Raw genomic sequence first — 24,889 nt, 5'->3', positions numbered from 1 at the left:
GGGAAGGTTATTGCGATGAAATTTACGCCGGACTCCCGTGTCGCGGGAAATCGGCCGTGGTGGACGCTGGCCGCGGTGTCGCTCGGCGGCATGATGGCCGGGCTCGACGGCACCGCGCTGACCATCGCGGGCCCCGGGATCGCCAGTACCACCGGGACTTCGCTGTCCGGTCTGCAATGGGTGACCACCGCGTACCTGCTGGCGCTCGCCGCGGCACTCTTCCCCGCCGGGAGGCTCGCGGATCGCTTCGGCCGCAGGGCGGTGTTCCTCGCCGGGGTGCTCGGCTTCGGGACCGCTTCCCTGCTGGTCGCGCTGACCTCGTCGATCGGGGTGCTGGTCGCGCTGCGCGCGCTGCAGGGCATCTGCGGCGCGCTGCTGCAGCCGGCCGCGCTCGCACTGCTCCGGGCGGCGTTCCCGCCGGAACGGCTGGAACTCGCGCTCGGTATCTGGGGCGGCGCGTCGGCCGCGGCCATCGCGGCGGGACCGATCGTGGCCGGGCTGCTCGTCGGATGGGCGGGCTGGCAGGCGGTATTCCTGGTGAACGTGCCGATCGCGGTGCTCACCGCGGTGGTGACGGTCGTCAGGATCGGCGAGTCGCGGGCGACGGGGGAGCCGGGCACGATCCGGAAGCTGCTGCGGTCGCCGGGGGTCGGGGTCGGCGCGGTGCTGACCGCGTTGAGCTACTTCTCGCTGTTCGGGTTGTTGTTCTTCCTCACGCTGTACCTGCAGAACGTGCGCGGCCTCGACCCGGTCGCCGCCGGGATGTGGTTGCTCCCGGTGACCGTGGTGGTCGTCCTCAGCGCCCCGGCCGGTGGCGTGCTGACCGGCAGGTTCGGGCCGCGCCTTCCCGCGGCGGGCGGGCTGGTGCTGGTGGCGGTCGGCATGGCCGGGTTCACCCGGCTCGACGGCGGCACGGGATGGCTCGACGCACTGCCGGCTTCGGTGGTGCTCGGCGCGGGCACCGGTATCGCGCTGATCGCGGCCACTCAGCTGATCGTGGCAGGCGCGCCGGTTTCGATGTCCGGGCTCGCGTCCGCGCTGCAGCAGGTCGCCACCCAGCTCGGCGGTGCGCTGGGAATTGTCGCGCTCGGTGCGGTGATGTCCTTGCGCGCCAAGGGAATTGTCGCCGACGAGGCGGTTACGCAAGGTGCCGTACCACCAGGTGTGGCGCCGGAGGACGCACATCACGCGTTCCTCGCGGGGTTCGCCGCGACCGCGGTCGCGGCCGCGGCGGTCACGGCCGTCGGCGCGGTGGTCGCGGTGCGTCTGTCGCCTGGCATGAGCGGATCAGGCCGCGCCCTTGCGAAGCGCACCGGGCCACCACAGCGTACGTCCGATGTGGACAGTAAGCGCGGGGACCAGCAGTGAGCGCACGAGCAGGGTGTCCAGTAGCACGCCGAAGGCGACCAGGAAGGCGATCTGCGCCATGAACAGGATCGGCAGCACGGACAGCGCCGCGAACGTCGCGGCGAGAACCACGCCGGCCGAAGTGATCACCCCACCGGTGACCGACAGCGCTTCGAGCGTGCCCGCCCGCGTGCCGAGGCCGTGCGCCTCTTCGCGGACGCGGTGCATCAGGAAGATGTTGTAGTCGATCCCCAGTGCCACCAGGAAGACGAACGCGTAGAGCGGCACGGACGGATCCGAGCCGGGGAAGTCCAGCAGGTGGTTGAAGACCAGCGCGCCGACGCCCAGTGTGGCCGCGAACGACAGGACCACGGTCCCGATCAGCATCAGCGGTGCGAGCAGCGAGCGCAGCAGCAGCGCGAGGACACCGAAGATCACCAGCAGCACGATCGGGATGATCACCGCGCGATCGCGTTCGGCCGCGGCGCGGATCTCCTGCTGCACCGCGCTCTGGCCACCGATCTTCGCCTCGGCGCCGGGCACGGTGCGGACGGCGGACCGGACTTTGTCTACTGTGGACAGTGCCGTTCCGGAGTCGGCGGGCGAGCTGAGTACCGCTTCGATCTCGGCGAGACCGTCCACCACCTTCGGCGCACCGGTGCCGGGGTCCGAACTCACCCGCGCGCCGACGACACCGGGTACCTGGCCCACCGCCGCGGCCACCCGGTCCGCTTCGGACCGCTTGGCGACGACGATCACCGGATCACCAGCGCCACCGGGGAAGTGCTCGGCCAGCGTGTCCTGTCCGGACACCGATTCGACCCGGTCGAGGAACACCTGCGCCTGGCTGACCCCGGTCGACTTCAGCGTGGGGGCGAAGGCGGCGAGCACGGCGAGCGCGAGCGCGGTGACCACCCACACGGTCCGGTACCGGCGGCCGACGAGCCCGGAAACGCGCGTCCACAGCCCGGCCCGGTGCTTGGCGGCCGAGCGCACCGGCCAGAACGCGGCGCGCCCGAGCAGCGCCAGCGCGGCGGGCAGGAAGGTGAGCGAGGTCAGCAGCGAGGCGCCGATCCCGATCGCCGCCACGGGACCGAGGCCCTTGTTGGAGGTCAGTTCGCTGAACAGCATGCACAGCAGCCCGAGTACCACCGTGGCCGCCGAGGCGGCGATGGACTCGACGGACGCGCGCAACGCCGTCACCACCGCCGCGCGCGGGCTTTCCTGTCTGGTCAGCTCTTCGCGGTAGCGCGCGACGAGCAGGAGCGCGTAGTCGGTCGACGCGCCGAAGACGAGGATGAACAGGATGCCCTGCGTCTGGCCGTTGAGGGTGAGCGCGCCACCGGAAGCGAGCGGGTACACCACGGCGGACGCCGCGACTAGGGCGAGCCCGGCGGAGGCGAGCACCACCACGGGGAGCAGCGGGCTGCGGTAGACCAGCACCAGGATCACGACCACGGCGAGCGCGGTGATGAGCAGCAAGCTGCCGTCGATACCGCCGAACACCTCGCTGAAATCCGCGTTGAACCCGCCTGGCCCGGTGACCTCCGCGGTCAGCCCCGCCGGGAGACCGGCGTGCACCAGGTCGCGCAGCGAGCGCACTGTCTCTCCCGCGGCGAATCCGTCCACACCGGACACCGGGACGACGACCTGTACCGCTTTCCCGTCCGGCGCGGGAATCGGCTGGCTCACCGGTCCCGCGAGCCCGTCGAGGTGCCCGATCGCGGCCGCGTCCGCTGAGATCGCGGCGCGGTCGGCACCGGTGATGGGTGTCGCCCGCTCGTACACCACGAGCGCGGGCTGGATCTTCCCGCCCGCGAACCGCTCCTGCAGGTGCGCCACCTCGGTCGCTTCGGCCCCGGCAGGCAGGAACGCCGCCCCGTCGTTCGTCTGCACCTGCGAAAGGCGGCCGGGGAAACTCGCCGTCACAGTGCCGAAGACGAGCCACGCGAGAACCACGAGCGCGGGCACCACCCAGCGCGCTCGTACGCGTGGGGGAACCGGATCGGTGGGGTTGCCGGCCAGCCGCAGGCTCATGTACACCTCGGGGAGAAACAGACAATGGGACGCCCGTACAAGCCCCACCTAAGGGGCAGGCTCGATCGTGAGCAACCCGCCACCGAGCGTGGCAGGGCGGTCCTCGCCTCCCGTCCTGCGCTGCCGGGGGTGTGCGTATCGCCGTCTTCCTGCCGAATCAGCACGATGTGAAAAGTGAAAAGGACCGGTTGTGGTCCCGCTCTCACGCCGCGCGCTCACTTGTCGAAGTGCCACCGGACGCCGAAGTGCCCCGGCCCGAAGTCGCGGGCGAGCACCAGCACCGAATCGGAGACGCCGATCTTGAGGCTCCGCACCGACTCCGGGGCGCTCTCGCCCGGCGGCGCGGTGAAATGGCGGCATCGCTGGGGAATCGCGGCCGGGTCGAAGCAGACCTCGAGCAGGTACTCCCGCACGGACCGGCGGAACCGGCGGAAGTAGGACTCGGTCACGGCGGGCTCGGCGAGCCCGCGGCGGGGGTTGCGCACTTCGAACTCGATCAGCACGGTCTCGCCGTGGCACAGTGCCCGTTCGAAAAGCAGTTCGGCGGCGAACAGGCAACTCGCCTCGCTGGTGACCACCTTGCCGAGACGGCAGTTCCGCAGCCCGCTCACCGTCGGCGGATCGTTGGCGTCGCCGTCCCATTCGAAGACGAGCAGCGCGCGGTCCGGCCCGCCGCGTTCGGCGCGCATGACCTGGGTGCAGCGCACCGAGCTTTCCCGCCCGTCCGGGCCGACCATGACGCGGTCGTGCAGGGTCAGGCGCCGCAACGAGGTGTCCGGGTTGACGGGCACGTCGCCGAGCAGCCGGGACACCTCGGGTTTCGACGGCCACAGGTCCGCGAGCCCCGGCAGCCCGGTGTCCTTGGTGCCTCGCGGCGGACGCGGGCCGAGCAGGTCGCGCAGCGCGTCACGGGGGAGTTCGAGCACCTCTTCGAGATGCTCGACCGCGCGCAGCGAGGTCGCTCGCTCGGGCCTGCGCTGGCCCGACTGCCAGTAACTCAGCGTGGCCAGGCTGATCTGCACGCCCTGGCGGCTCAGCCGGTCCTGGATGCGGTCGAGGCTCAGGCCGCGCGCCACGATCGCCGCGCGCAGCGCGACATCGAAGGGGCCTTGTTCGAGCAGCTTCTCCAGGGATTCCCGCCGGTTGGCCCCGGCGGCACCGCCGCGGTCGGTCGCCATCTCGCCTCCCACCGCGTCAAGGAAGTCAAGATCCTCTACTCGCGGGTAGCATACGATGGCGCTCCGTGTTCTGACTACCCGCGAATGGCGTACGCCACCCACCCGTTCGTCCTAATAGGCAGATTGTTGCCTTAGGCAGGCTCAGCGGTGTGAGGGGCGCCTGGCCGAGGTGCGGAACAGGTCGGGAACGACGGCCCTCACTCCCGTGGGGCCGGGATCCCGGGAGCGTCGGGCGGCGTCGCGTCGAGGATGTCGGTGGCCCGCACGAGCCGCGCCGGGGTGTCCTCCGGTGCGTCGTCCGGGCGCACCGGCACCCAGGTCGTGTTGGTGTGGACGTCGCGAAGACCCCGCCCGATGACGACGCCGGTCGTTTCGCACCACCTGGTGTTGGGTTCACCGGGCCTCCGGCGCATCGGGTACGCGCGTTCGCGGTACCGGACGTGCCACCCCGGCGGGTAACCGCCGCCGTGGCGTTTCGGCACCGCGCGGCGATGGACGGCCTGCTGCTCCCGGCGAGCTCCGTCGTCAACCATGCCGGGACCGCAGGCGTGGTTCGATACCGATGACGTCGTCGTCGCGGATCCACACCACCTGCCCGTTCGTGTCTTCGCCCGCTTCGGCGAGGGGGATCGTCTCGACGCCGGTGCGGGCGTCTCGGACGGATTCCCCGGTGACGACGCCGATGCGGTACCGCCCCGAGCCGTTCACCGGACCCGCGCTGAGATAGGTGAGGACCCACCCGATCGGGTAGGGGTCGTGAAAACTGTCGTTAGCCGGTGGTGTCACCACTCGGACGCTCCGATCGACTCGGCTCAACAGAGGGACGGCCGCCGAGGTCTGGGGCGCCACAAAGGATTCAGCCTAGCCCGGGTGTTCGCGACGACGACAGAACCACACGGGTGGTGCGGTTCAGGCAACCGGGGCGGTCAGGAACAGCCGTATTCGCTCTGCGAAGTCGACCGCACGCACGTCACCGGGAAACCGGAGCGTCTCGGTGAGCAGCGGCCGGATGCGATCCCTGGTCCTCGCGGAGCTGAGCTGGCTCGCCGCGTCGATCGCGCGGTCGCCGATCAGGACGGCCTCGTCCATGTCGCCGTCGAGGACGTGGTCCGTGGCGAGGAACATGAGGACGAACGACCTGCTGCGGGCCATTCCGGCGTCGTAGCCGTCGACGGCCGCCTGCAGGGCGGGGATCGCGGCGCCGGTGTGCCCTGTCCTCGTGGTGACGGCCAGTTCGCTGTGGATGGTGCCGATCATCGCGGACAGGTCGGTCTCGCCGAAGAAACCGGCCCATGGCGGCGTTCCGCCGTCCGCGTGCTCGGCGGCGAGGTCGAACTGGTGCCGCGCGGTGCCGAGCAACCGCAGCGCCTCGGCGCCGTCGCCACCGCGGGCGTGGATCCAGGCCTGGTTCACCGAGAGGATGGACCGGGTCAGCGGCGACCCGGCGTGCTCGGTGACCTGCTGCCCGCGGTCGAACTGGCGCGCCGCCAGGCCGAGTTCGTCGTGGTGCAGGTGAACCCGGCCGAGCCGGTAGCAGACATTGGCCACCAGGTCGTCGTCACCCGCCGCCGTGGCCAGTTCCAGCGCGCGTTCGAAGTGCTCGCGCGCGAGCACCGGATGGCCGGTGTCGAAGCAGGTCCAGCCGGCCAGGTTGTGCAAATCGGCGAGCGCGCCGCAGAACAGGTCCATCATCTGCCGCGTCGCGGTGCTGCGCAGCAGGGTTTCGCCGTAGCGCAGGAGTACCGCTACGGCGTCGAGGCAGGATCTGCCGCCGTGGCGGTAGTCGAGGGCCCGGAACTCCCGCGTCGCCCCTTGGAGCGCGGCAATCGTCGCGGTGTCGAGCCTGAGCAGGTTCGCGTTCTCGCGGATCAGCGGTTCGCCGGCGCTGCCCGCTCGGCGGTCCTCGTCCATGTCACGTCTCCCGTGCCGGATGTTTCGGAAACCGTCAGGGGGCCGGGACGGCGAATAAGGGCATTTCGCGCGACGCACCGATCAGGGAACGCCGTCGCGGCACAGGAGAATGGTACGACGCTCGGCCGCAAGAAAGCCACTTCTTGCCGAACGTGCAGGACGGGGTTATCGAACTTCCACCATTCAGGTGGATTTCCCCGCGTCGGCGATCACGCGGTGCGCAATTCCATCCAACGATTCATTCTGCACGTGCGCATAGTCTTGCATCAGCCTGTGCGCCGTCTCGACGTCGGTTCCGGTCCTTTCCGCGAGAATGCCTTTCGCCTGCTCGACGACGATCAGGACGTCCAGCGTCGAGCGCAGCCGCTTGGCGTGCCGCTGCCCGGTGTGGAGACGCCCGTGCCTGGCAATGCTGATCGCGGCGAGGTCGGCGATCGCCGTCGCCATGCCCATCGTCGGCTCGTCCAGCCCGGTGGGCGCGGCGCGGACTATGCCCAGCGCGCCGGTGACGCCCTCGCGGCGCACGGGTATCGCGTCCAGCGACAGCGGCTCCGCCGTGCCGATCTCGCGCGCGAACCGGGGCCACCGCGTACCTGCGGAATGCCGTGCGACGACGCCGTCTCGAAGCGCCTGGAGGCAAGGGCCCTCGTCGAGTTCTATTTGCAGCCGAGCGAGCTCGCGGGCGCGCGGTGACGAGCTGGCGGCCAGCGCGGGTCTGGCTCTGTCGTTCGCGGCGAGCAGGAGGACGGCGGAGTCGGCGTCGGCGAGTTCGGTCACCCTGTCGACGACCAGCCGGGTGAACCCGGTGACCCCCGCGCCGCCGGGCAGTGCATCGGCCAGTTCGACGAACGTGCCGACGACAAGCTCGGCATCCATGTGTCATCACCTCGGTGCGCTAGGTCAACGATGTCGCGTGTGCGGTGGCGGGTGTTACGGGCCGCCACCCCGCGGGTGCCGGGCGGCGGGACCGCTCTCGAATATCCCTGCCAGGCAATTCAACCGAACTGATCTTCCTTTCGCATCGGTCACTTCGTTGTCGCCGAAAGGACGATGGACAACCCGAGGGGACGTGGTGCACGCTGAAGTGAACGCGGTTGAGAATCCCCGGACCCCGGACGACCAAACGTGATCTTGTGCCGGAGCCGTGCCGGCTTACCTGATCTGATCTGGGAGTCCTCGGGATGTCCGGAGGCGTACTGCTGGCGAACCGCTCCGCTGATGCCGAGACGGGGGAGAGGGCTGGCGCCTTCGCGGGCATGCGGCCCGAACTCATCACCGCCGCGGTGCGGGGTGATCCCGGCGCCGCCGACGGGCTTTTGCGCCTTTTGCACCCCGTGGTCTTCCGGTACTGCGCCCGCCGGCTCGGCGCGCGCGATCACCGTGCCACCGGTGCGGAGGACTGCACACAGGACGTGCTCGTCGCGGTGCTCGCCGCGTTGCCGCGGTACCGCTATCCGGCTGACCGGTTCCTTTCCTTCGTCTTCGGCATCGCCGGGCACAAGATCGTGGACATCTACCGCCGCAGGGCCGGCGACCGCACCGAGCCCGTCGCCGACTTCGGCGAGGGGTACGGCGACCGCGGTCAGATCGACTCGCGACGCGACGGGATCGAGCTGGCCGACCAGCGGCTGTCGATGTCCTGGCTGCTGAGGCAGCTTCCCCGGCGGCATCGCGAGGTGCTCGCCATGAGGGTGCTGTTCGGCTATTCCGCCGAGGAGACCGCGGCCGCGCTCGACATGCCGAGTGCGGGCGCGGTGCGGGTGACCCAGCATCGGGCGTTGAACACGCTGAGAGAGGCGCTGGCCGCCGACTCGGCAGGGGACTCTCGACACCGGGGGAGCAGGCGGTGACCCGTTCTGGCCCGTCGTCACCGGCGGTCGGTTCCCGTGCGGTACGCCGTCTCCGGCAGTACCGGTTTCGTGTGCGGGCAAGACATTCCGGTGCGCACCACGGAATTCGACAGTAACGGGACGGGTGGCGGCCTCCAGCCTCTGGATGGCGTACCGGGGAACGCCGAGGTCCCGCGAGGCGGCTTCGGGCGGTCCGGCGCGTGCCGCGCTCTGCCTGACTGCCCCCGTGTAGGGTCGGTCGGTCGGACGTCCGATCCGGTCCGCGCGAGAGAAGGTCGAGCACAGAAGCCCTGGTAGTTCACTCAATCAAGCCGGAGGCCCTGGGCTGTCGTGTCGCTTATCCAGAGCGGTAATCCCGAGGAGTCACGTCTCGCGCAGTTATGGGTACCGATGTCCGAGCACGCCAGGAAACAAGGCCGGACTGTGTCGGTCGAGCTGGTGTGCGACACGGCGGCGATCGCCCTCGAAGTGGCGGGGGTGGGGCTGCTGGCCGGTAGCGACGGCAACGGCAGGATGGAACTCCGGTATTCGACCACGTCGCTGTGCACGCGGCTCGCGGATATCGAGAACACGGTCGGCGAAGGACCGATGATCGAGGCCTCGCGCAGCTTGGCGCCGGTGCTGGTATCCGACCTGGACAACGTCGCCGCGGCGCGCCGGTGGCCGTTGTACACCGCGCTGGCCGTCGAGGAGGGTGCACGGGCCTTCTTCGCGTTCCCGCTGGTCGTCGGCGCGGTCAGGGTGGGCGTGCTGACCCTCTGCAGACGGGAACCGGTGGCGCTGGACGTCGCCGAACTGACCGACGCACTGGTGTTCGGGGAGATCGCGCTGATGCTGATACTCGACGAGCACGCGGGCCTGTCGAACGGGGACGGCGAGCAGCCGGGGAACACGTTCACGTTGTCCGATCCGCAGGTGCACCAGGCCGCGGGCATGGTCGCGGCGCAACTGGACCTGTCACTCGACGATGCGTACGCACGATTGCGTGCACGTGCGTTCGTCGACCGGCGCCCGCTCTCCGAGGTGGCCGCCGAGGTGGTCGCGCGACTGCTGAGGTTCGACATCGACTTGGGGGCCAGCTGATCGTGCCGGACGCCTATCCTTTGCCTGTGTTCGTGGTTGTCCCGTGGAGGTTTTGACAGTGAGCGAGCAGCGTTTGATGGAAACGTTCGTCGAGTTGGCGGACACCTTGACGGATGACTTCGACGCCATCGACTTCCTGCACGTCCTCACGGACCGGTGCGTCGAACTGCTCGACGTGGACGCCGCCGGGCTGCTGCTCGCCAGCTCCCGCGGCGAACTGCAGCTGGTGGCCAGCTCGAACGAGAGCGCGCGGGTGCTCGAGGTGTTCCAGCTCCAGGCCAACGAGGGACCTTGCCTGGAGGCGTTCCACGGCAAGAAGGCGGTGTCCTGGCCGGATCTGAGCTCGGCGGGGACGCGGTGGCCGCAGTTCGCCCGCAAGGCGTGGTCGGTCGGGTTCAGGTCGGTGGTCGCGCTGCCGATGCAGCTCAGGTCCGAGGTGATCGGGGTGCTGAACCTGTTCCGCTCGTCAACGGGGAACCTCGGACCGGAGGAACTCCGCTCCGCCAAGGCGATGGTGGACGTGGCCACCATCTCGTTGCTGCAGGCGAGGTCTATCCGGCACCACGAACTGCTCGTCGAACAACTGGAGACGGCGCTCACCAGCAGGGTGATCATCGAGCAGGCGAAAGGATTCGTCGCCGAGCGCCTCGGTGTGGAAATGGGGGAGGCTTTCGCGTTGCTGCGACGGTTCGCGCGAAACAACCGGCGCAGTCTCAGCGATGTTTCCTCCGCTGTTGTGACGCGCGCGCCGGATGTCGAAGATCTTTACACCACGGGGGAAACGGGGCCGCGGACCAAGGGCTGACCCGGCACCGAGGGGGCGAAAGTCCCTTTTTCTCCGGGGCCGATGGCCCTTGTCGTTTCGACGTGATCGAGGCGCGATCCCGGGTTATTGATATGTTCAGGTGAACTGCTCGCGGGTGCGCGACATCGCATGGTTCGAGGTCAATTGTCTCAAACGGCGGCAAGGCACGCGGCCGCCAGTGATGTGTTCCTTCCCGGCGGAAGGACCATCGTGAGCGCGGTCGGCGATTGGATATCGCACCACACCATCCTGCCGAGCTTCGCCACCGGACCGGCCCAGTACGGCGGCACCGTGCCAGCCGGTGCGATGTCCACCTTCGCCGGGCTGACCGGGTCCCGGTGACACACCCGCGTACCCCGCGAGGGCAGACTTGCGCCAAGGTGATCTGGCGGAAGGGCTGGGATGCGGAAGGGTTGTCTGCTCGCGATCGTGCTGGTCGGCGTGCTGGTGGCGGGGGTCGTGATCGTGTGGACGTCATCGGACAGGAGTCGTCCCGCACCGGGGTGCTCGGTCACCGCGGCGCCCGGCGACGGCCGTCCCGAGTTCACCTTCACCCCGGACGGCATGGGGTACGCGGCGACTATCACGGCCGTCGGGACGAAGCTCGGGATGCCGGAGCACGCGACCACGATCGCGCTGGCCACCGCGCTGCAGGAGTCGGGGCTGCGCAACCTGCCCGGCGGCGACCGCGACTCGATCGGCCTGTTCCAGCAGCGGCCGAGCCAGGGCTGGGGAAAGCCGGACCAGCTCAAGGACCCGGTGTACGCGGCGACCGCGTTCTACAAGAGGCTCGCCGCGTTGCCGGGATGGGCCGATCTCCCGGTCACGGTCGCCGCGCAGGCGGTGCAGCGCTCCGGCGCCCCGGACGCCTACGCCCAGTGGGAACCCACCGCGCGTGCCGCCGCGGCGGCACTGACCGGGCAGCATCCCGCCGCGCTGACCTGTCACGATCTCAAGCTCGGCCCGCCCGCCGCGGATCTCGTCAGTACCGCGAACAACGAGCTGGGGACGGCCGCGCTGAGCGGCACGCACCCGAGCGCGCGGGGCTGGGCACTGAGCAGCTGGCTGGTCGCGCACGCCGCCGCGTTCGGTGTGGACCAGGTCAGCTTCGAAGGCAGGACGTGGACCGCGGAGAGCGGCGGCTGGTCGGGCACCCCTCAGCCCGGTGCCGCGCTGTCGCTGCACCGCGCGGCACCCGCGCCGCCGAGCTGACCGTTCAGCTCGCTTCGACCGCCAGCCTGGTGTCCTCCGCGACGAGATCCGCGTTGATCGCGGCAGCCGAGCGCGTCCCGGCCGCTACGGCTGTGGCCACCGTGTCGAACAGGTCGGTGACGTTGCCGGCGACCCACACGCCCGGTACCTCCGTCCGTCCGGTCGGATCGGTCGCGACGACGGCGCTGCCCACGACCGTGCCGCCCCGGTCCTGCTCGGCCGCGGCCAAACCGAGTGCGGCGAGCGGTTCGGCGCGCGCGGAGAACTTCGGTGCGACCACGAGTGCCCGGCAGGCCACCACGCGCCCGTCGGCGAGCACGACACCGGTCAGTTCGTCCTCTTTGGACTCCAGCCGGTCGACCGCCCCGGCGACGATCGTGATGCCCCGCGCGAGCAGCTGCCTCTGATCGTCGTCACCCGGCTCGACCGCGTCGTTGAGGAAGAGCGTGACGTCGTCGCTCCACTGCCGCCAGAGCAGGGCTTGGTGCACCGAGAGCGGGCCCGAAGCGAGTACGCCGATGGCCTGGTCCCTGACCTCCCAGCCGTGGCAGTAGGGGCAGTGCAGCACGTCGTGGCCCCAGCGTTCGGCGAGGCCGGGCACCGGCGGCAGCTCGTCAGCGAGGCCGGTCGCGACGAGCACCCGGCGGGCGGTCATCGTCGTCCCGTCGGCGACGCGCACGCGGAACCCGTCGTGCTCGCGCTCGATCCTGGTCACCCGGCCGTCCCGGAAGACGACACCGTACCGGGCGACCTCCTCCCGGCCGATCGCGAGCAGCTCGCGCGGTGCGATCCCCTCGCGCCCGAGGTAGTTGTGCGCGTGCGCGGCGGGGGCGTTGCGGGGCTCGCCCGCGTCGATTACGAGCACGGACCTGCGCGCGCGGCCGAGTGTCAGCGCGCCGCTGAGCCCCGCCGCGCCGCCGCCGATCACCACGATGTCGAAGCTGTCGTTCCGGCTCGGTGTTGGATTCGATGTCATACCGCGATGATGCGGAGCTCGTGGCCTCGGGCGCAAACTACCTTGCCGATTTGGCAACTACCCTGATGCTGCCCGGCATGCCCCGAAGGCTCCCGTCAGGGCATGCGCGGCGGACCTCCCCCTGACCTCCCTAGGAGCATTCTTCGCGGTATGCGAGCCGCGAAAGCCAAGCGTGCGAGGGAGCTCAGAGTGACTTGGGTACGCCGAACACGTTCTCGCTCACCGCGACCGGCGGACCGGGGTTGCCCTTGCGCACGTCCCAGGTCCAGAACTCCACGACGTGCCCGTCCGGGTCCATGACGTAGGCGGACCTGGCTTTCCGCCCGCCGAACTCGACCTCGTCGACGGCGGCCCCGCGCGACCGCAGGGTGGCGACCACGTCGTCGTAGGCGTCGGCGGCGACGCTCATCGCGTAGTGGACGTGGACGCCGGGACGCGCGCGCGAGATGCCCAGCCCGGGCTTCCACAGGCCGATCCTGGTCGAACCGGCCAGCACCCACACCGCCTCCCGGCCTGTCCAGTGTGAACCTTCCCAGCGTTCGAGGACGGGGAACCCGAGCACCTCGGTGTAGAACCGCTCGGCGCGGGGGAGATCGATGGTTTCGAGGGTCACTTCGTTGACGCCGGTCACCGGGATCGCTTCGGTCATGTACCCAGTCTCGCACCTCGACCGCGCTGGAGGTCAAGGACGCCCGGCGTGGGGTGGCGTCCGAATAGGACACCACCCCGCACCAGGTCACGCGCAGTCGTTTTTGGGCGATTTACCGGCGAACCGGTCGGACAACCACCCGAGCGCGGGTAGATCGCCCGCTATCTCGCCGCCGATGTGGCCCGCGAACGGGATGCGGGACTTTTCGACCGTGCCGCCGTTCGCGCAGTACTTCGCGACGAGCGCGTCGGCGGGTGCCACGGGTACGAACTCGTCGGCGAGGCCCTGGTAGTTGTAGAACGGGAACTTCGGCGTCGCCTGCCCGGTGTTGTTCTTCTCGTAGAGCAGCCGCGCCGCCGGGGAATCCGCCGGTGCCGGCACGGTGGTGTAGTTCGCCAGGTGGTCGAACGGGTGCAGCAGCGCGATGTCCAGCGTGCAGTTGTCGTGGTTGTCCGCGAACAGCTTGCGGCCCTTGTCGTTGAGCAGCGCGTCGATCCCCGCCTCGGGGTACGCCCTCGCCAGGCCCATCACGCCGATCAGGCCGAGGCCGGCGCCGAGGTTCCCGTCGTTGAACTTCAGCATCTTCTCCAGATCGGCCGGCACCCCGCCCGCCGCGGCGCCGACGACGTTGAGCTCCGGTGCGTACGCCTCCTTCTGCTCGGCGGCCCAGGTGGTGGCGAGCCCGCCGCCGGAGTAGCCCCACAGCGCCACCGGCCCGTTCGGTGCCAGGCCCGCCTCGGGGAAGTGCTGCACCGCGCGGATGCCGTCGAGCACGCCGTGCGCGGCCTGCGGCCCCGCGGCGAACTCCGAGTTCGGGCCCTCGTAGTCGGCGTAGACGACCGCGTACCCCTTGGCCAGCGCGCCGAGCGACAGCGTCATTTCGTAGGTCGCGGCGGGTGTCGGCGCGCCGATGCCGACCCGCAGCGTGTACGACGGCTGGCAGCGGGTGGACAACGAATCCTCGGCGAGCTGGTACGACACGAGGGGGCGAGGGCCGCCGCCGGCCCAGGGAGTGAGCGGGGTCAGCACGGTCGCGGCCTCGGCGACCGGCTTGCCGTGGCCGTCGACCGATTTGTAGAGCACCTGGTGCGCCTTGGCCGGGATGGGGAAGATGATCGCCAGCGCGGTGACCTCCCGCGAACGCAGCACCGTCCCGTTCGGACTGGACTCGAAGCCTGACGGCGGGCGGTAGAACGGGTCCTGATCCGGCGGCAGCACGCCAGCCGTGTTCGCCGGCGGCGTCGGCGACGGGGCCTGTGCGGCACCGGCCGGGGCGAGACCGGATAAGAGCAGCGTGAGCGCGGCTGCGCCCACGAGTGTGCGCTTGGTTCGCTTCATTGCGAGAGTTCCCTTTCGAGTAGGCGGCCGAGGCGAATCCCTCCCGTTAGTCGCAGAAACAGGATGCGACACCGACGTGGTCGGCGTCTGCTGGCACAACGCGCAGAAACTTGCCGCCCGAGTTTGGGCACCGCGACAGGACGCTACGGTCGGCGCATGACGACGTGGTTGACCGGGAGCCCGTTTCTCGCCGATCTCGGGGTGCGGGAGCGCGACGGCGAGATCGTCATGGCGGTGACCGAACCGCACACGACGACCGGTGCCCTGCACGGCGGTGCGATCGCGGCGCTCGCCGCGGTGTCCGCGCAGGCGGCCATGCGGCGCGAGGAGCCGGATCTCGAACCCAGCACGACCTCGCTGCACGTGGCCTACGCCAGTGCGGGACGCGGCACCGCCTTCGCCGCGCCGAGTTCGACCGTCCGCCGCGTACGCGAACTCGGCTACTACCAGACCGACGTGACCGACGAATCTGGCCGGACGATCGCCGTCGCGTCGAGCGCGCTTTCCGCCGGGCGGCGGGGAGCGGCCGAGGTGCCGGCGCCCCCGGAGCTTCCTGGCGACCCGGCGGCGTTCACCCGTGCGGTGGCGGAAGTCCCGTTCCTCGCCCGCCGCGGCCTGCGGGTGGAAGGGACCGGCACCGGAGCGGTCGAGTACACGATGGCGCTCGAAGAGCGGAATCTCGACGAGAAGGGCCGCCTCCACGAGGGTGCCTTGCTGACCCTGATCGACCTCGCCGGTTCGAGCGCCCCGTGGACCGGGCCGCGGCCGTCCACCGGCGGCGCCACCATTTCGCTGCACGCCCAGATCCTCGGTCAGCCGCCCGCGGAGGCGGTGACCGCGCGCGGGACCGTCCGCGCCCGCGACGACCGGGTGTTCTGGTGCGACGTGGACGTGTTCACCACCGCGGGCCGCGAGCGGTGCGCGTTCGGCTCGGTGGCCTACCGGTTCGCCTGATCAGTCCGGGTAAGCGGGTTCCCACTGGGTTTTCCGCACCGCTTCGCGGAGTCCGGCTTCCGTCGCCTCCGGCGCGACGCCGTCCTCGACGGCCGCCATGGCCGCCACCACCGCGACCTCGGCGGCGACCGCGCGCATGTCCGCGATGGGCGGCAGGAGCGGTGCGACGGGAGCGTCGGTGGCACCCGCGGCCTCGCCGAGTGCGGTGGCGGCGGCCACGAGCATGCCGTCGGTGACCCTGGTCGCCTTCGCCGCTGTCACCGCGAGCCCCATCGCGGGGAACACGTAGACGTTGTTCGACTGAGCCACGGGCACCGATCGGCCGTTGACTTCCAGGGGCGGATAAGGGGATCCGGTGGCGACGAGGACCCTGCCGTCCGTCCAGGCCGCGAGATCGGCCGGATCCGCCTCGGAATGCGAAGTGGGGTTCGACAGCGGGAAGATGACCGGCCGGTCGGTCCCGGCCGCCATGTCCCGCACGATCTGCTCGGTGAACAGCCCGCGCACGGTGGACAGTCCGATGAGGACGGTCGGCGTCGCGTCGCGGACGACCTCGGCGAGCGGGCGCGCCTCGCCGTCGCGCGCGTACCTGCGCTGTTCCGGGCTGAGATCGGTGCGAGACCCGACCAGCAGCCCGGCCACGTCGGCGATCCAGAAGTTCCGGGCCGCTTCCTCGTCGGTGAGCCCGTCGGCGACCATCGCGGTGCGGATCATGTCGGCGACCCCGATCGCCGCGGATCCGGCGCCTGCCAGCACCACCCGCTGGTCGCGGAGCCTGCCGCCGGTCATGGTGACCGCGGAGGTGAGCGCGCCGAGGACGACCGCGGCGGTGCCCTGGATGTCGTCGTTGAAGGTGCGCAGCCGGTCTCGGTAGCGCGCCAGTATCGGTCGCGCGTGCGGGGTCGCGAAGTCCTCCCACTGCAGCAGCGCGTCCGGCAGCTCGGCGCGCACCGCGTCCACGAAAGCGTCGATGAACCCGTCGTAGTCCGCACCCGTGACGCGGTGGTGCCGCCAGCCGAGATAGCGCGGATGCGCGAGCAGTTCTTCGTTGTCGGTGCCGACGTCGAGGAGCACGGGCAGCGTGCGCGCCGGGTGGATCCCGCCGACCGCGGTGTAGAGGCCGAGCTTGCCGATCGGGATCCCCATCCCGCCGACGCCCTGGTCGCCGAGGCCGAGGATGCGCTGCCCGTCGGTGACGACGATGACGTCCACCTCGCGGTGCGGCCGGTTGCGCAGCACCTCGCGCAGCCTGCCTCGTTCGGGGTAGGAGACGAAGAGCCCGCGCGGGCGGCGGTAGATGTCGCTGAACCGCGTGCACGCCTCGCCGACGGTCGGCGTGTAGACCACCGGAAGCATCTCGTCGAGGTGATCGGTCACCAGCCGGTAGAACAGCGTCTCGTTGGTGTCCTGGAGCTGGCGGAGGTAGATGTGCCGGTTGATCGGCTTGGCGTAGCCGAGGAACGCCCGGTACGCGCGGTCGGCCTGTTCTTCGAGCGTCTCGACCACCGGGGGCAGGAGGCCGTCGAGACCGAGTTCCCCGCGCTGGGCCGTGGTGAACGCGGTGCCGCGGTTGCGCAGCGGGTCGCCGAGAAGCTCGTGTCCGTCCATCTGTTCCGTCCTGCGTGGCGGTCTTCGTCCATCGCCAGCGTGGATCACCTCGCGCGGACGCGCGAGTCGAACGGGACGGGATCAGCTCGCCGTCGTGCCGAGTGCGCCGACCTCGGCGAGCCCGGAAGCGGGCAGCGGGGAAGGCCGGTCGCGGGCCACGCACAGCCCGTCCAGGATGATGCCGATCGCCCTGCGGTACAGGCCAGGACGGCCTGGGCCGCCGAAGCCGACGGCGGTCTGCACGGACATCGCGAGCACGAGCAGATCGGTCGTGTCGAAGTCGGCGCGAAGCTGGCCGCGTTCCTGCGCGCGCCGGACGAGCACCGCGAGATGGGCGCTGGAGCGCTGGTGGCTGCTCGCGACGAGTTCGCGGAGCCGGTGCGGAGCCTTCGGCCGGGACCAGCCGAGCGAGGCGGTGTACGCGCCGCTGAGCAACTCGCGGAAGCCGCGATCGCGTGCCAGCTCGGGGATCGACAGCTCCAGGAATCCCACGACACCGGACCAGGGATCTTCGGCCCGGCTCGCCTCCGCGGCGCGCTCTTCGATCTCTTCGAGGTGCGGCGCGTAGACGTCGTGAATCAGGTCGTCCTTGCTGGGGAACGTGCGGTAGACGGTGCCGACACCGACACCGGCCTCCTTCGCGACATCGGCGAGGGTGGCGGTGAGACCCTCCACCGCGTAGACGCGCGCTGCCGCCGCCATGATCCTCGCCAGGTTCGCCCTGGCGTCACGGCGTTTCGGCGCGGCCTGGATCGCCTGGCCGTCGGCGGATTCTCGCGTGGGCGCCATCCTTCGCATGCTACCCGAGTTTCACGCCGCGGGAGCCGTCCGGTTCGCGGTAGCTCGCTTGACCGTCCATAAAGGACTTGTCAGGGCGGCCGCCGGGCTCGGGTTCCGGCAGCGATGTGGCTGTCGTGCGCGTTCTCTGCTCCGGGGGTCACGTTCTCGGCCCTCACCGGGCTGCTGATGTTCAGTGGACCTCGCCTCGACCTTCTGTAGGAGCATCCTTCAGGGTATGCGTGTCGCTGTGCCGCGCGGGACGGCATCCGATCGGCGCGCCTTCGAAGGAGCGCGGCGAAGGGCGTGTCGAGTCCGAGGTTGCCCGCCGTGGCGCGAGTTCAGCTTCTCTTCACAATCGCGTCACCCGGTGGAGTGGTAAGTGCCGCAGATCACGCGGAAAATATCGTCGGGATCGTCCGCTATTCGCCTTTCCTGACCGTGCTGCACAGTTCCGGTACATCGTTTCATCAGCGTCCTCTCAGGCTTTCCCTGCAACGTTGTTTCCGGCGCGGGGCAACGGATCGGCGAAGGAGGACGCGGTGACGGTCGGCGAGCGGGAGAACAGTGGTGGCGGCGGGATTCCCGGTACCGGGAATTCCCTGGTTCGCGAAGGCGCCGCGCCACGGACGCGCACTCTTGTCGACGTTCTCGACGCGACCACGGCCGCGCATCCGGACGCACCCGCGCTCGATTCCGGCGCCCGCGTTCTTTCCTACGCCGCGCTGAGCGAGGAAGTCTCGCGCCGGGCGGAAGCACTGCGGGAACGCGGGATCGGGGTCGGCGACCGGGTCGGGATCAGGGTGCCGTCGGGGACGGCGGACCTCTACCTCGCCGTGCTCGCGGTACTCGCCTCGGGCGCGGCGTACGTCCCGGTGGACGCCGACGACCCCGACGAGCGCGCCGAACTGGTGTGGCGCGAGGCCGCCGTGTGCGCGGTGATCGGTGCGGACGGGGTGGCGGCGGGTGCCGTGCCGCCCGCCGGACGGCCGGCGCGTCCCGCGCCGAGCGACGACGCGTGGATCATCTTCACCTCCGGATCGACGGGGAAGCCCAAGGGCGTCGCCGTGACCCACCGGTCGGCGGCGGCGTTCGTGGACGCCGAAGCGAGGCTGTTCCTGCCCAGCGAGCCGATCGGCACCGGCGATCGCGTGCTCGCGGGGCTTTCGGTGGCCTTCGACGCTTCGTGCGAAGAGATGTGGCTCGCCTGGCGGCACGGCGGATGCCTCGTCCCGGCGCCGCGCGCGCTGGTGCGCACCGGCGCGGATCTCGGGCCGTGGCTCGCCGAACGCGCGATCACCGTGGTGTCCACCGTCCCCACGCTCGCCGCGCTCTGGGCCCCGGAACTGCTCGCGGGCGTCCGCCTGCTGGTGCTGGGCGGCGAAGCGTGCCCGCCCGAGGTGGTCCGCCGCTTCGACGACGGCGAGCGCGAGGTCTGGAACACCTACGGGCCAACGGAAGCCACGGTGGTCGCCTGCGCGGCGCGGCTGCGGGCCGGGCGCGAGGTCACCATCGGGTTCCCGCTCGACGGGTGGGAGCTGGCGGTGGTCGACGCGGCGGGGCTGCCGGTCCCCGACGGGGAGACCGGCGAGCTGGCCATCGGCGGGATCGGGCTCGCGCGCTACCTGGATCCGGTCAAGGACACCGAGAAGTTCACCGCGATGCCCTGCTTCGGCTGGCGCCGCGGTTACCGCAGCGGAGATCTCGTCCGCGCGACGCCGGCGGGACTGGTGTTCGCCGGGCGCGCGGACGACCAGGTCAAGCTCGGCGGGCGGCGGGTCGAACTCGGCGAGATCGAAGCGGCGCTGCTGGACCTGCCGGGAGTCGCCGCCGCGGCCGCCGTCGTCCGCCGCACACCCGGCGGGATCGACGTGCTGGTCGGTTACGTCGTCCCGGCGGGGGACTCGCTCGACGAAACGGCCGCGGCGGAACGCCTGCGGGCACGGCTGCCCGCCGCGCTCGTGCCCCGGCTCGCCGTGCTGCCGGAGTTCCCCGTCCGCTCCTCCGGGAAGGTGGACCGCGCGGCGCTGCCGTGGCCGATTCCCGGCACCCGCGCCGACACCGGTGACCTCGATCCGGAGATGGTGTGGGTCCTCGAAAGGTGGTCGGAGCTGCTGGGCGCCGAGGTCGGCCCCGATGACGACTTCTTCGCACTCGGCGGGACGAGCCTCGCCGCGGCTCGCCTCGTTTCGACGCTGCGCGAACGCTATCCGGACGTGTCGGTCAGCGATCTCTACGGCGCCCCGTCCCCGAACGCGTTGTGCGGCGGACTGCGCACGACCGACGAGATCGTCGAAACGGCGAGACCGGAGCGGCAGGCAGGGCGCGTGGTGGGCTGGTTGCAGGCGGGGTTCCAGCTCGTGCTGCTGACGTTCGTCGGCCTGCGCTGGGTGCTGACGCTCGGGCTGATCGGCAACATCGTGTCGTTCTTCCTCCCCGAATCGTGGCTGCCGCAGATCCCGTGGTGGCTGTTCGGCACCGCGTGGGTGCTGCTGTTCAGCCCGGCGGGACGGGTGTTCGTCGCGGCGGGCGGCGCGAGACTGCTCCGCGGGCGAGTGACCCCTGGCGACTACCGCCGCGGCGGCCGGACGCATCTGCGGCTGTGGGCGGCCGAACGGTTCGTCGCCGCGTTCAGCCCTGGCGCCATCGCGGGCACCCCGATGGCAGCGCGATACGCGCGCCTGCTCGGCTGCGAGGTGGGCCGTGATCTCGACCTGCACGCGTTGCCCCCGGTCACCGGGCTGGCGAAGTTCGGCACCGGATGTGCGGTGGAGCCGGAGGCCGATCTTGCTGGTTGGTGGCTCGACGGTGCCGTGCTGCGCGTGGGCGAGGTCCGGATCGGGGCGGGAGCGCGGGTCGGCGCTCGGTCGACGCTGCTGCCGGGCGCCCAGGTCGGTGACGGTGCGCAGCTTCTTCCCGGAGCGAGCCTCGGCGCGACGATCCCCGACGGCCAGGTTTGGGCGGGCTCACCGGCTTCGCGCACGGCCGACGGAGCCGCCTGGCCCGCGAACCGGGCTCCCCGCCGCCGCCTGTGGTCGTGGCTGTACCTGCTCGGCGTGTCGATCACCGGGGTGGTCGTGCTGCTCGCCGCGGTGCCCTCGGCGGTGATCGCGGTGCTCGTCCTGCCGGCCGACGTGACGGTGCGCACGGCGATCGTGGACATGCTGGTGTGGATGCCCGCGATGGTGGTGGCCGGGCTGGTCAGCTACGCGGTGCTCGTGATCGCCGCGGTCCGGCTCGCCGGGCGCCTGATCCGGCGCGGGACGCATCCCGTGCACAGCGCGGCCGGCTGGGGCGCGTGGCTGGTGCACGATCTGCTCCGGGTGGCGCGGCGAACGCTGTTCCCGTTCTACGCCAGCCTTTTCACACCGGTGTGGCTGCGGCTGCTCGGCGCCAGGATCGGGCGTTCGGTCGAGGCGTCGACCGTGCAGGCACTGCCGGGGTTCCTGCGGGTCGCCGACGGAGCCTTTCTCGCGGACGACGTGCTCGCGGCCCCGTACGAACTGCGCGACGGCTGGTTGCGCGCGGGCCCGGTCGAGGTCGGCGCGAAGGCGTTCGTCGGCAACTCCGGCATCGTCGGCCCCGATCGGACGGTCGGCGACGGCGCGCTGATCGGGGTCCTCTCGGACACCCCGGAGGACGTTCCCGAGGATTCGTCCTGGCTCGGCCGCCCGCCGCTGCGCCTGCCGAGGCAGGCCGAACGGGGCGACGACGCGCGCACCTTCCGGCCGAGGAAGCGGCTCAGGGTGGCGCGGACCGCGGTCGAGCTGTGCCGGTTCGTCCCGCTGCTGCTCGCGGGAGTGCTGAGCACGATGCTGTTCTTCGCCTTCGACGTGGTCTACGAAGCCTACGGCGTGTGGACGGCCATCGGCGTCGGCGGGCTGCTGCTCGGTGCCGCCGGTCTGGCCGCGGGCGCGGTGACGACGGCCGCGAAATGGTTGCTGGTGGGGAAGTTCCGGGCGCGGCGGTACCCGCTGTGGAGCTCGTTCGTGTGGCGCAACGAGCTGTACGACTCGTTCGTCGAGGTGCTCGCGGTGCCGTGGCTCGTGCAGACCTGGCTCGGCACGCCGCTGCTCAACTGGTGGATGCGCAGCCTCGGCGCCCGCATCGGCCGCGGTGTCTGGTGCGAGACGCACTGGCTGCCCGAAACGGATCTGGTCAGCGTGGCCGACGGCGCGAGCGTCAACCGCGGCTGCGTGCTTCAGACGCACCTGTTCCACGATCGCATCATGCGGCTGGAGCACGTCCGCCTCGACGACGGCTCGACGCTGGGACCGCACAGCATCGTGCTCCCCGGCAGCAGGCTCGGCGCCGCGTCCTCGGTCGGTGCCGCCTCGCTGGTGATGGCCTCGGAGTCGGTACCCGGTGCCACGCGCTGGCAGGGCGCGCCGGTCCGCAGGCTGGCGGCTCAGTAAGGGCCCGAGAGGTACTTGACGTTGCGCAGCACCGGGCTCGTCTCGACGGTGCCGATCTCGGGCAGCGACGCGATCCGCTCGGTCAGGTAGGTGTAGAGCGCGCCGGCGTTCTCGCAGTGCACGTTGACGAGCAGGTTGGTCGGCCCGGTGGTGGCACCGGCGAACACGGTCTCGGGGTGCGCGGCCAGCGCCTTGCCGGTGCGGTGCAGATCGGCCGCGGCCACCGTGGTCCAGAGCAGCGTCCGCGCGCGCAGGCCGAAGACCGTGCGGTCGAAGTCGACGTCGAAGGTCAGCACGCCCGCGTCGCGCAGCGCGGTGAGCCGCCGGTGCGCGCTGGTCGTCGACCAGCCGGTGGCGGCGGCGAGTTCGGCGAGCTTCGCCCTGCCGTCGCGGCGAAGTGCCAGCAGCAGCGGCTGGTCGGCGGCGGTGAGAGCGACCGCTTCGCCTTCCGCCGGTGGTGGGGTGAGCGCGGCCCGCTCGTCGGCGGTGAGGAACGCCGCCTGGTCGAGCAGGCCGTGCCCGCCGCCGACGAACGTGTGCAGCACGCGTTGCGCGGTCACCGCGAGCACCCTCGGCGTGCGGGGGAGCGAGCGAAGCAGCGGGGATTCGCCCGCCGGGTCTTCGGCGATCCGGCTCGCGCAGATGATCTCGGTGCCTGCCGAGGTGAGCTGCACCCACGCGGTGTCGGGCCGCCTGGCCAGCGCGGTGGCGATCGTCTCGGCCGCGTCGGGTGTGGTGTGCACCCGGAGCATCCACTGCGCTTCGCCGTTGGCGTTCGGGTCGATGGTGCCGAGCACGCGGAGCGCCGCCGTCGTGCGGAGCCCCGAGTACCGGCGCGCGATCGTCTGCCCGGACACCCCGAGCACCTGGCCGAGCCGCGTGAAGGACACTCGGCCGTCGAGCGTCAGCGCGTGGAGGATCTTCCCGTCCAGCGGCACGAGAGTAGAGAAGTTCACCCTTCCAACGGTACTGATTGGAGACTTGTACCGCTGGAGCGGAGTTTCCTGGAAGTCAAGTCGAGGCCGAGCGGATCCTCGGGGTACGACCAGGGGAAGGAAGTACCGAGATGACCGTTCTCGTCACCGGAGCGCGCGGGGCGATCGCCCGTGCCGTTGCCGACCGCCTCATCGCCGCGGGGCATCAAGTACGCATCGGTAGCCGCGGGCCGATCGCCGGTGTGGAGCCCGTGACCGTCGACGCGAGCAGGCCGGAAACGCTCCCGCCCGCGCTCGACGGTGTCCGGGAAGTGTTCCTCTACGCAATCGACGAGGGCATCGCCGATTTCCTCGACGCCGCGAAGAACGCGGGTGTCGAGCGGATCGTCCTGCTCTCCGCGCTCGCCGTGACCAGCACCGACCCGACGCAGAAGGTGCTCGCCGACCGGCACCTGCTCGTGGAGGACCCGATCCGCGAGTCCGGGATCGCCTGGACCTTCCTGCGCCCGGGGGCGTTCGCGGGGAACGCGCTCGCGTGGGCACCGTCGATCCGCGCGGAGGGCGGGGTGGCGATGCCGTACCCGGATTCGTACAGCACACCGATCCACGAACAGGACATCGCGGAGGTCGCCGTCGAAGCGCTCACCTCGCCGGGGCACGAAGGCGCTGCCTACTCGCTCGCCGGTCCGGAGAGCATGACCAGGGCGCGGCAGGTCGAGCTGATCGGCGACGCGCTCGGCCGCGAGCTGGCGGTGACCGAACTGGCGCCGGAGCAGGTCCGGGACGTGCCGCCGTTCCTGCTGGAGATGATGGCTCGCAACCGGGAGGAGCCGACTGACGGCGGCCCGACCATCGCCGACGTCCTCGGCCGTCCCGCCCGCACGTTCGCCGCGTGGGCACGCGACCACGTCGAAGACTTCCGCTAGCGGGCGGTCGCCACGGTCTCGGCGGCGCTTCGCCTGCCCGCGATGGTTCGCTGTCGCGGCACGTGCACGTCACCGCCCCGCCGGCCGGTGAACCGTGCCATCAGCACGCGGATCCCGTTCTCGAAGAACCCGGCGAGCGACAGCGGGGTGTGCGGCATCGGGCTCGGCCGGTCGTGTTCCCGCAGCGGCCGCGCCAGCCCGGACCCGGTGATGGACCACGACGTGCAGAGGCCGTGGTGGGTGAAGTTCGCGATCACCGGGCAGCCGCGCGAGGTCCGTTGCAGCGTCCGGTCCGACGCGGTGGGGATGAGGAGATCGCCCTCGTCGAGGACAAGGCACGCGAGCACGAGCGGCGCATGACCGTCGACCGAGATCAACCCCGTGCGATAGCGCTCGGGGGAGCGGACGAGCCGTACGCAGTCATCGTGGGTGAGGGGCGTTGCGTTCACGTGTGCTCCTTGCCGCGGCAGGCGACTCCCGGTCCAGTTTCCCTTGCGGGGACACGGGATCGGAAGCCCGAAGTCCAGTTGTCACCCACTATGCCGCACCCGCCGTCTGTCCGGGGTAAGCCCATGGGCGATCCCGTGCCGCAACGCCACCTGCGCGCACGCCGCGCCGTCGCCGCGCGGGAGGCACACCCACCACGTCTGTCCACTTTGGATGGACGAGGTCGCCTGGCGATCCGGCGCCGGTCAATTCGTTGTGAAGAATCATAAATGGGAACCAGGGCAACAGGACTGCCCTGTTATCGGTAATGCGGAAATGTGAAACCGCCGCTTGTCGCGGACAGTGGTGAAGTGGTCGCGAAAGGTCCCCGCCGCATTCGTCCGACGTGCGATTGGGGTGTTTGTCAAGGGGGTGGCGGGACAACAATCGGACAGGATGCGG

The 24,889-nt window shown here is 70.8% G+C and carries 22 protein-coding genes; 9 read left to right on the top strand and 13 right to left on the bottom strand.

Annotated elements, in window-relative coordinates; genetic code table 11:
• Positions 1-15 precede the first annotated feature (15 nt).
• Positions 16-1,368 (top strand): MFS transporter, encoded by a 1,353-nt coding sequence (locus ABD256_RS01680; protein ID WP_344412550.1) that lies wholly within the window; start codon positions 16-18, stop codon positions 1,366-1,368.
• Here the strand turns inward: ABD256_RS01680 and ABD256_RS01675 are convergent.
• The 6 genes from ABD256_RS01675 to ABD256_RS01650 all read right to left on the bottom strand — a co-directional run bounded on the left by ABD256_RS01675 (position 1,288) and on the right by ABD256_RS01650 (position 7,349).
• Positions 1,288-3,384, bottom strand: coding sequence for an MMPL family transporter (locus tag ABD256_RS01675; RefSeq protein WP_344412548.1), 2,097 nt, complete (start codon positions 3,382-3,384; stop codon positions 1,288-1,290). The two genes, ABD256_RS01680 and ABD256_RS01675, sit on opposite strands and share 81 nt — an antisense overlap.
• A gap of 215 nt (positions 3,385-3,599) precedes the next feature.
• On the bottom strand, positions 3,600-4,562 hold the full coding sequence (locus ABD256_RS01670) for a hypothetical protein (protein ID WP_344412546.1): 963 nt from the start codon (positions 4,560-4,562) through the stop codon (positions 3,600-3,602).
• Between the two features lie 197 nt (positions 4,563-4,759).
• The gene (locus ABD256_RS01665; RefSeq protein ID WP_344412544.1) at positions 4,760-5,095 is read right to left on the bottom strand and encodes a hypothetical protein; all 336 of its coding nucleotides are present in this window, start codon (positions 5,093-5,095) and stop codon (positions 4,760-4,762) included.
• Positions 5,088-5,348 (bottom strand): hypothetical protein, encoded by a 261-nt coding sequence (locus ABD256_RS01660; protein WP_344412542.1) that lies wholly within the window; start codon positions 5,346-5,348, stop codon positions 5,088-5,090. Before ABD256_RS01660 ends, ABD256_RS01665 begins: the two co-directional genes overlap by 8 nt.
• A gap of 123 nt (positions 5,349-5,471) precedes the next feature.
• Positions 5,472-6,473, bottom strand: a complete 1,002-nt coding sequence (locus tag ABD256_RS01655) for a tetratricopeptide repeat protein (protein WP_344412540.1) — start codon at positions 6,471-6,473, stop codon at positions 5,472-5,474.
• Positions 6,474-6,656: 183 nt separating this feature from the next.
• Positions 6,657-7,349 carry a GAF and ANTAR domain-containing protein gene (locus ABD256_RS01650; protein ID WP_344412538.1) on the bottom strand — a complete coding sequence of 231 codons (693 nt, stop codon included), beginning with the start codon at positions 7,347-7,349 and terminating at the stop codon, positions 6,657-6,659.
• 305 nt (positions 7,350-7,654) lie between these two features.
• Here ABD256_RS01650 and ABD256_RS01645 point away from each other — a divergent pair, with 305 nt between their 5' ends.
• The 5 genes from ABD256_RS01645 (at position 7,655) to ABD256_RS01625 (ending at position 11,423) form a co-directional block, all read left to right on the top strand.
• Positions 7,655-8,323, top strand: coding sequence for a sigma-70 family RNA polymerase sigma factor (locus ABD256_RS01645; protein ID WP_344412536.1), 669 nt, complete (start codon positions 7,655-7,657; stop codon positions 8,321-8,323).
• Positions 8,324-8,746: 423 nt separating this feature from the next.
• The gene (locus tag ABD256_RS01640) at positions 8,747-9,406 is read left to right on the top strand and encodes a GAF and ANTAR domain-containing protein (RefSeq protein ID WP_344412534.1); all 660 of its coding nucleotides are present in this window, start codon (positions 8,747-8,749) and stop codon (positions 9,404-9,406) included.
• A 58-nt stretch (positions 9,407-9,464) separates the two neighbouring features.
• The gene (locus tag ABD256_RS01635; protein ID WP_344412532.1) at positions 9,465-10,211 is read left to right on the top strand and encodes an ANTAR domain-containing protein; all 747 of its coding nucleotides are present in this window, start codon (positions 9,465-9,467) and stop codon (positions 10,209-10,211) included.
• Positions 10,212-10,421: 210 nt separating this feature from the next.
• Positions 10,422-10,553: a hypothetical protein gene (locus ABD256_RS01630; protein WP_344412530.1), complete on the top strand. Its 132-nt coding sequence runs from the start codon at positions 10,422-10,424 to the stop codon at positions 10,551-10,553.
• A gap of 60 nt (positions 10,554-10,613) precedes the next feature.
• Positions 10,614-11,423 carry a hypothetical protein gene (locus ABD256_RS01625; protein ID WP_344412528.1) on the top strand — a complete coding sequence of 270 codons (810 nt, stop codon included), beginning with the start codon at positions 10,614-10,616 and terminating at the stop codon, positions 11,421-11,423.
• A gap of 4 nt (positions 11,424-11,427) precedes the next feature.
• Here ABD256_RS01625 and ABD256_RS01620 read toward each other — a convergent pair whose 3' ends face one another.
• From ABD256_RS01620 to ABD256_RS01610, 3 genes are all read right to left on the bottom strand, one after another.
• Complete coding sequence (locus ABD256_RS01620) at positions 11,428-12,399, bottom strand: NAD(P)/FAD-dependent oxidoreductase (protein ID WP_344412526.1); 972 nt, start codon at positions 12,397-12,399, stop codon at positions 11,428-11,430.
• A gap of 184 nt (positions 12,400-12,583) precedes the next feature.
• Positions 12,584-13,048, bottom strand: coding sequence for a VOC family protein (locus tag ABD256_RS01615; RefSeq protein WP_344412524.1), 465 nt, complete (start codon positions 13,046-13,048; stop codon positions 12,584-12,586).
• An 87-nt stretch (positions 13,049-13,135) separates the two neighbouring features.
• Entirely contained in the window at positions 13,136-14,386 is a 1,251-nt protein-coding gene (locus ABD256_RS01610) for a lipase family protein (RefSeq protein WP_344412522.1), read from the bottom strand.
• Between the two features lie 156 nt (positions 14,387-14,542).
• On the opposite strand from ABD256_RS01610, the gene ABD256_RS01605 reads away from it, so the two are divergent.
• Positions 14,543-15,340 carry a PaaI family thioesterase gene (locus tag ABD256_RS01605; protein ID WP_344412520.1) on the top strand — a complete coding sequence of 266 codons (798 nt, stop codon included), beginning with the start codon at positions 14,543-14,545 and terminating at the stop codon, positions 15,338-15,340.
• On the opposite strand, the gene ABD256_RS01600 is transcribed toward ABD256_RS01605, so the two are convergent.
• Positions 15,341-16,948: an NAD-dependent malic enzyme gene (locus ABD256_RS01600; RefSeq protein ID WP_344412518.1), complete on the bottom strand. Its 1,608-nt coding sequence runs from the start codon at positions 16,946-16,948 to the stop codon at positions 15,341-15,343.
• Positions 16,949-17,029: 81 nt separating this feature from the next.
• The gene (locus ABD256_RS01595) at positions 17,030-17,737 is read right to left on the bottom strand and encodes a TetR/AcrR family transcriptional regulator (protein ID WP_344412516.1); all 708 of its coding nucleotides are present in this window, start codon (positions 17,735-17,737) and stop codon (positions 17,030-17,032) included.
• 530 nt (positions 17,738-18,267) lie between these two features.
• On the opposite strand from ABD256_RS01595, the gene ABD256_RS01590 reads away from it, so the two are divergent.
• On the top strand, positions 18,268-22,140 hold the full coding sequence (locus tag ABD256_RS01590) for a Pls/PosA family non-ribosomal peptide synthetase (protein WP_344412514.1): 3,873 nt from the start codon (positions 18,268-18,270) through the stop codon (positions 22,138-22,140).
• Here ABD256_RS01590 and ABD256_RS01585 read toward each other — a convergent pair.
• The gene (locus ABD256_RS01585) at positions 22,134-23,096 is read right to left on the bottom strand and encodes an Lrp/AsnC family transcriptional regulator (protein WP_344412512.1); all 963 of its coding nucleotides are present in this window, start codon (positions 23,094-23,096) and stop codon (positions 22,134-22,136) included. The two genes, ABD256_RS01590 and ABD256_RS01585, sit on opposite strands and share 7 nt — an antisense overlap.
• Positions 23,097-23,206: 110 nt before the next feature.
• Between ABD256_RS01585 and ABD256_RS01580 the strand changes: the two genes are divergently transcribed.
• Positions 23,207-24,001: an SDR family oxidoreductase gene (locus ABD256_RS01580; RefSeq protein ID WP_344412510.1), complete on the top strand. Its 795-nt coding sequence runs from the start codon at positions 23,207-23,209 to the stop codon at positions 23,999-24,001.
• On the opposite strand, the gene ABD256_RS01575 is transcribed toward ABD256_RS01580, so the two are convergent.
• Complete coding sequence (locus tag ABD256_RS01575; protein ID WP_344412508.1) at positions 23,998-24,450, bottom strand: hypothetical protein; 453 nt, start codon at positions 24,448-24,450, stop codon at positions 23,998-24,000. The genes ABD256_RS01580 and ABD256_RS01575 overlap by 4 nt on opposite strands.
• Positions 24,451-24,889 lie beyond the last annotated feature (439 nt).

The sequence above is a fragment of the Amycolatopsis minnesotensis genome, from assembly GCF_039529815.1.
Classification (GTDB): domain Bacteria; phylum Actinomycetota; class Actinomycetes; order Mycobacteriales; family Pseudonocardiaceae; genus Amycolatopsis; species Amycolatopsis minnesotensis.
The sequence above is the reverse complement of the archived record's forward strand: the minus strand, read 5'-3'. Positions and strand labels throughout refer to the sequence as shown.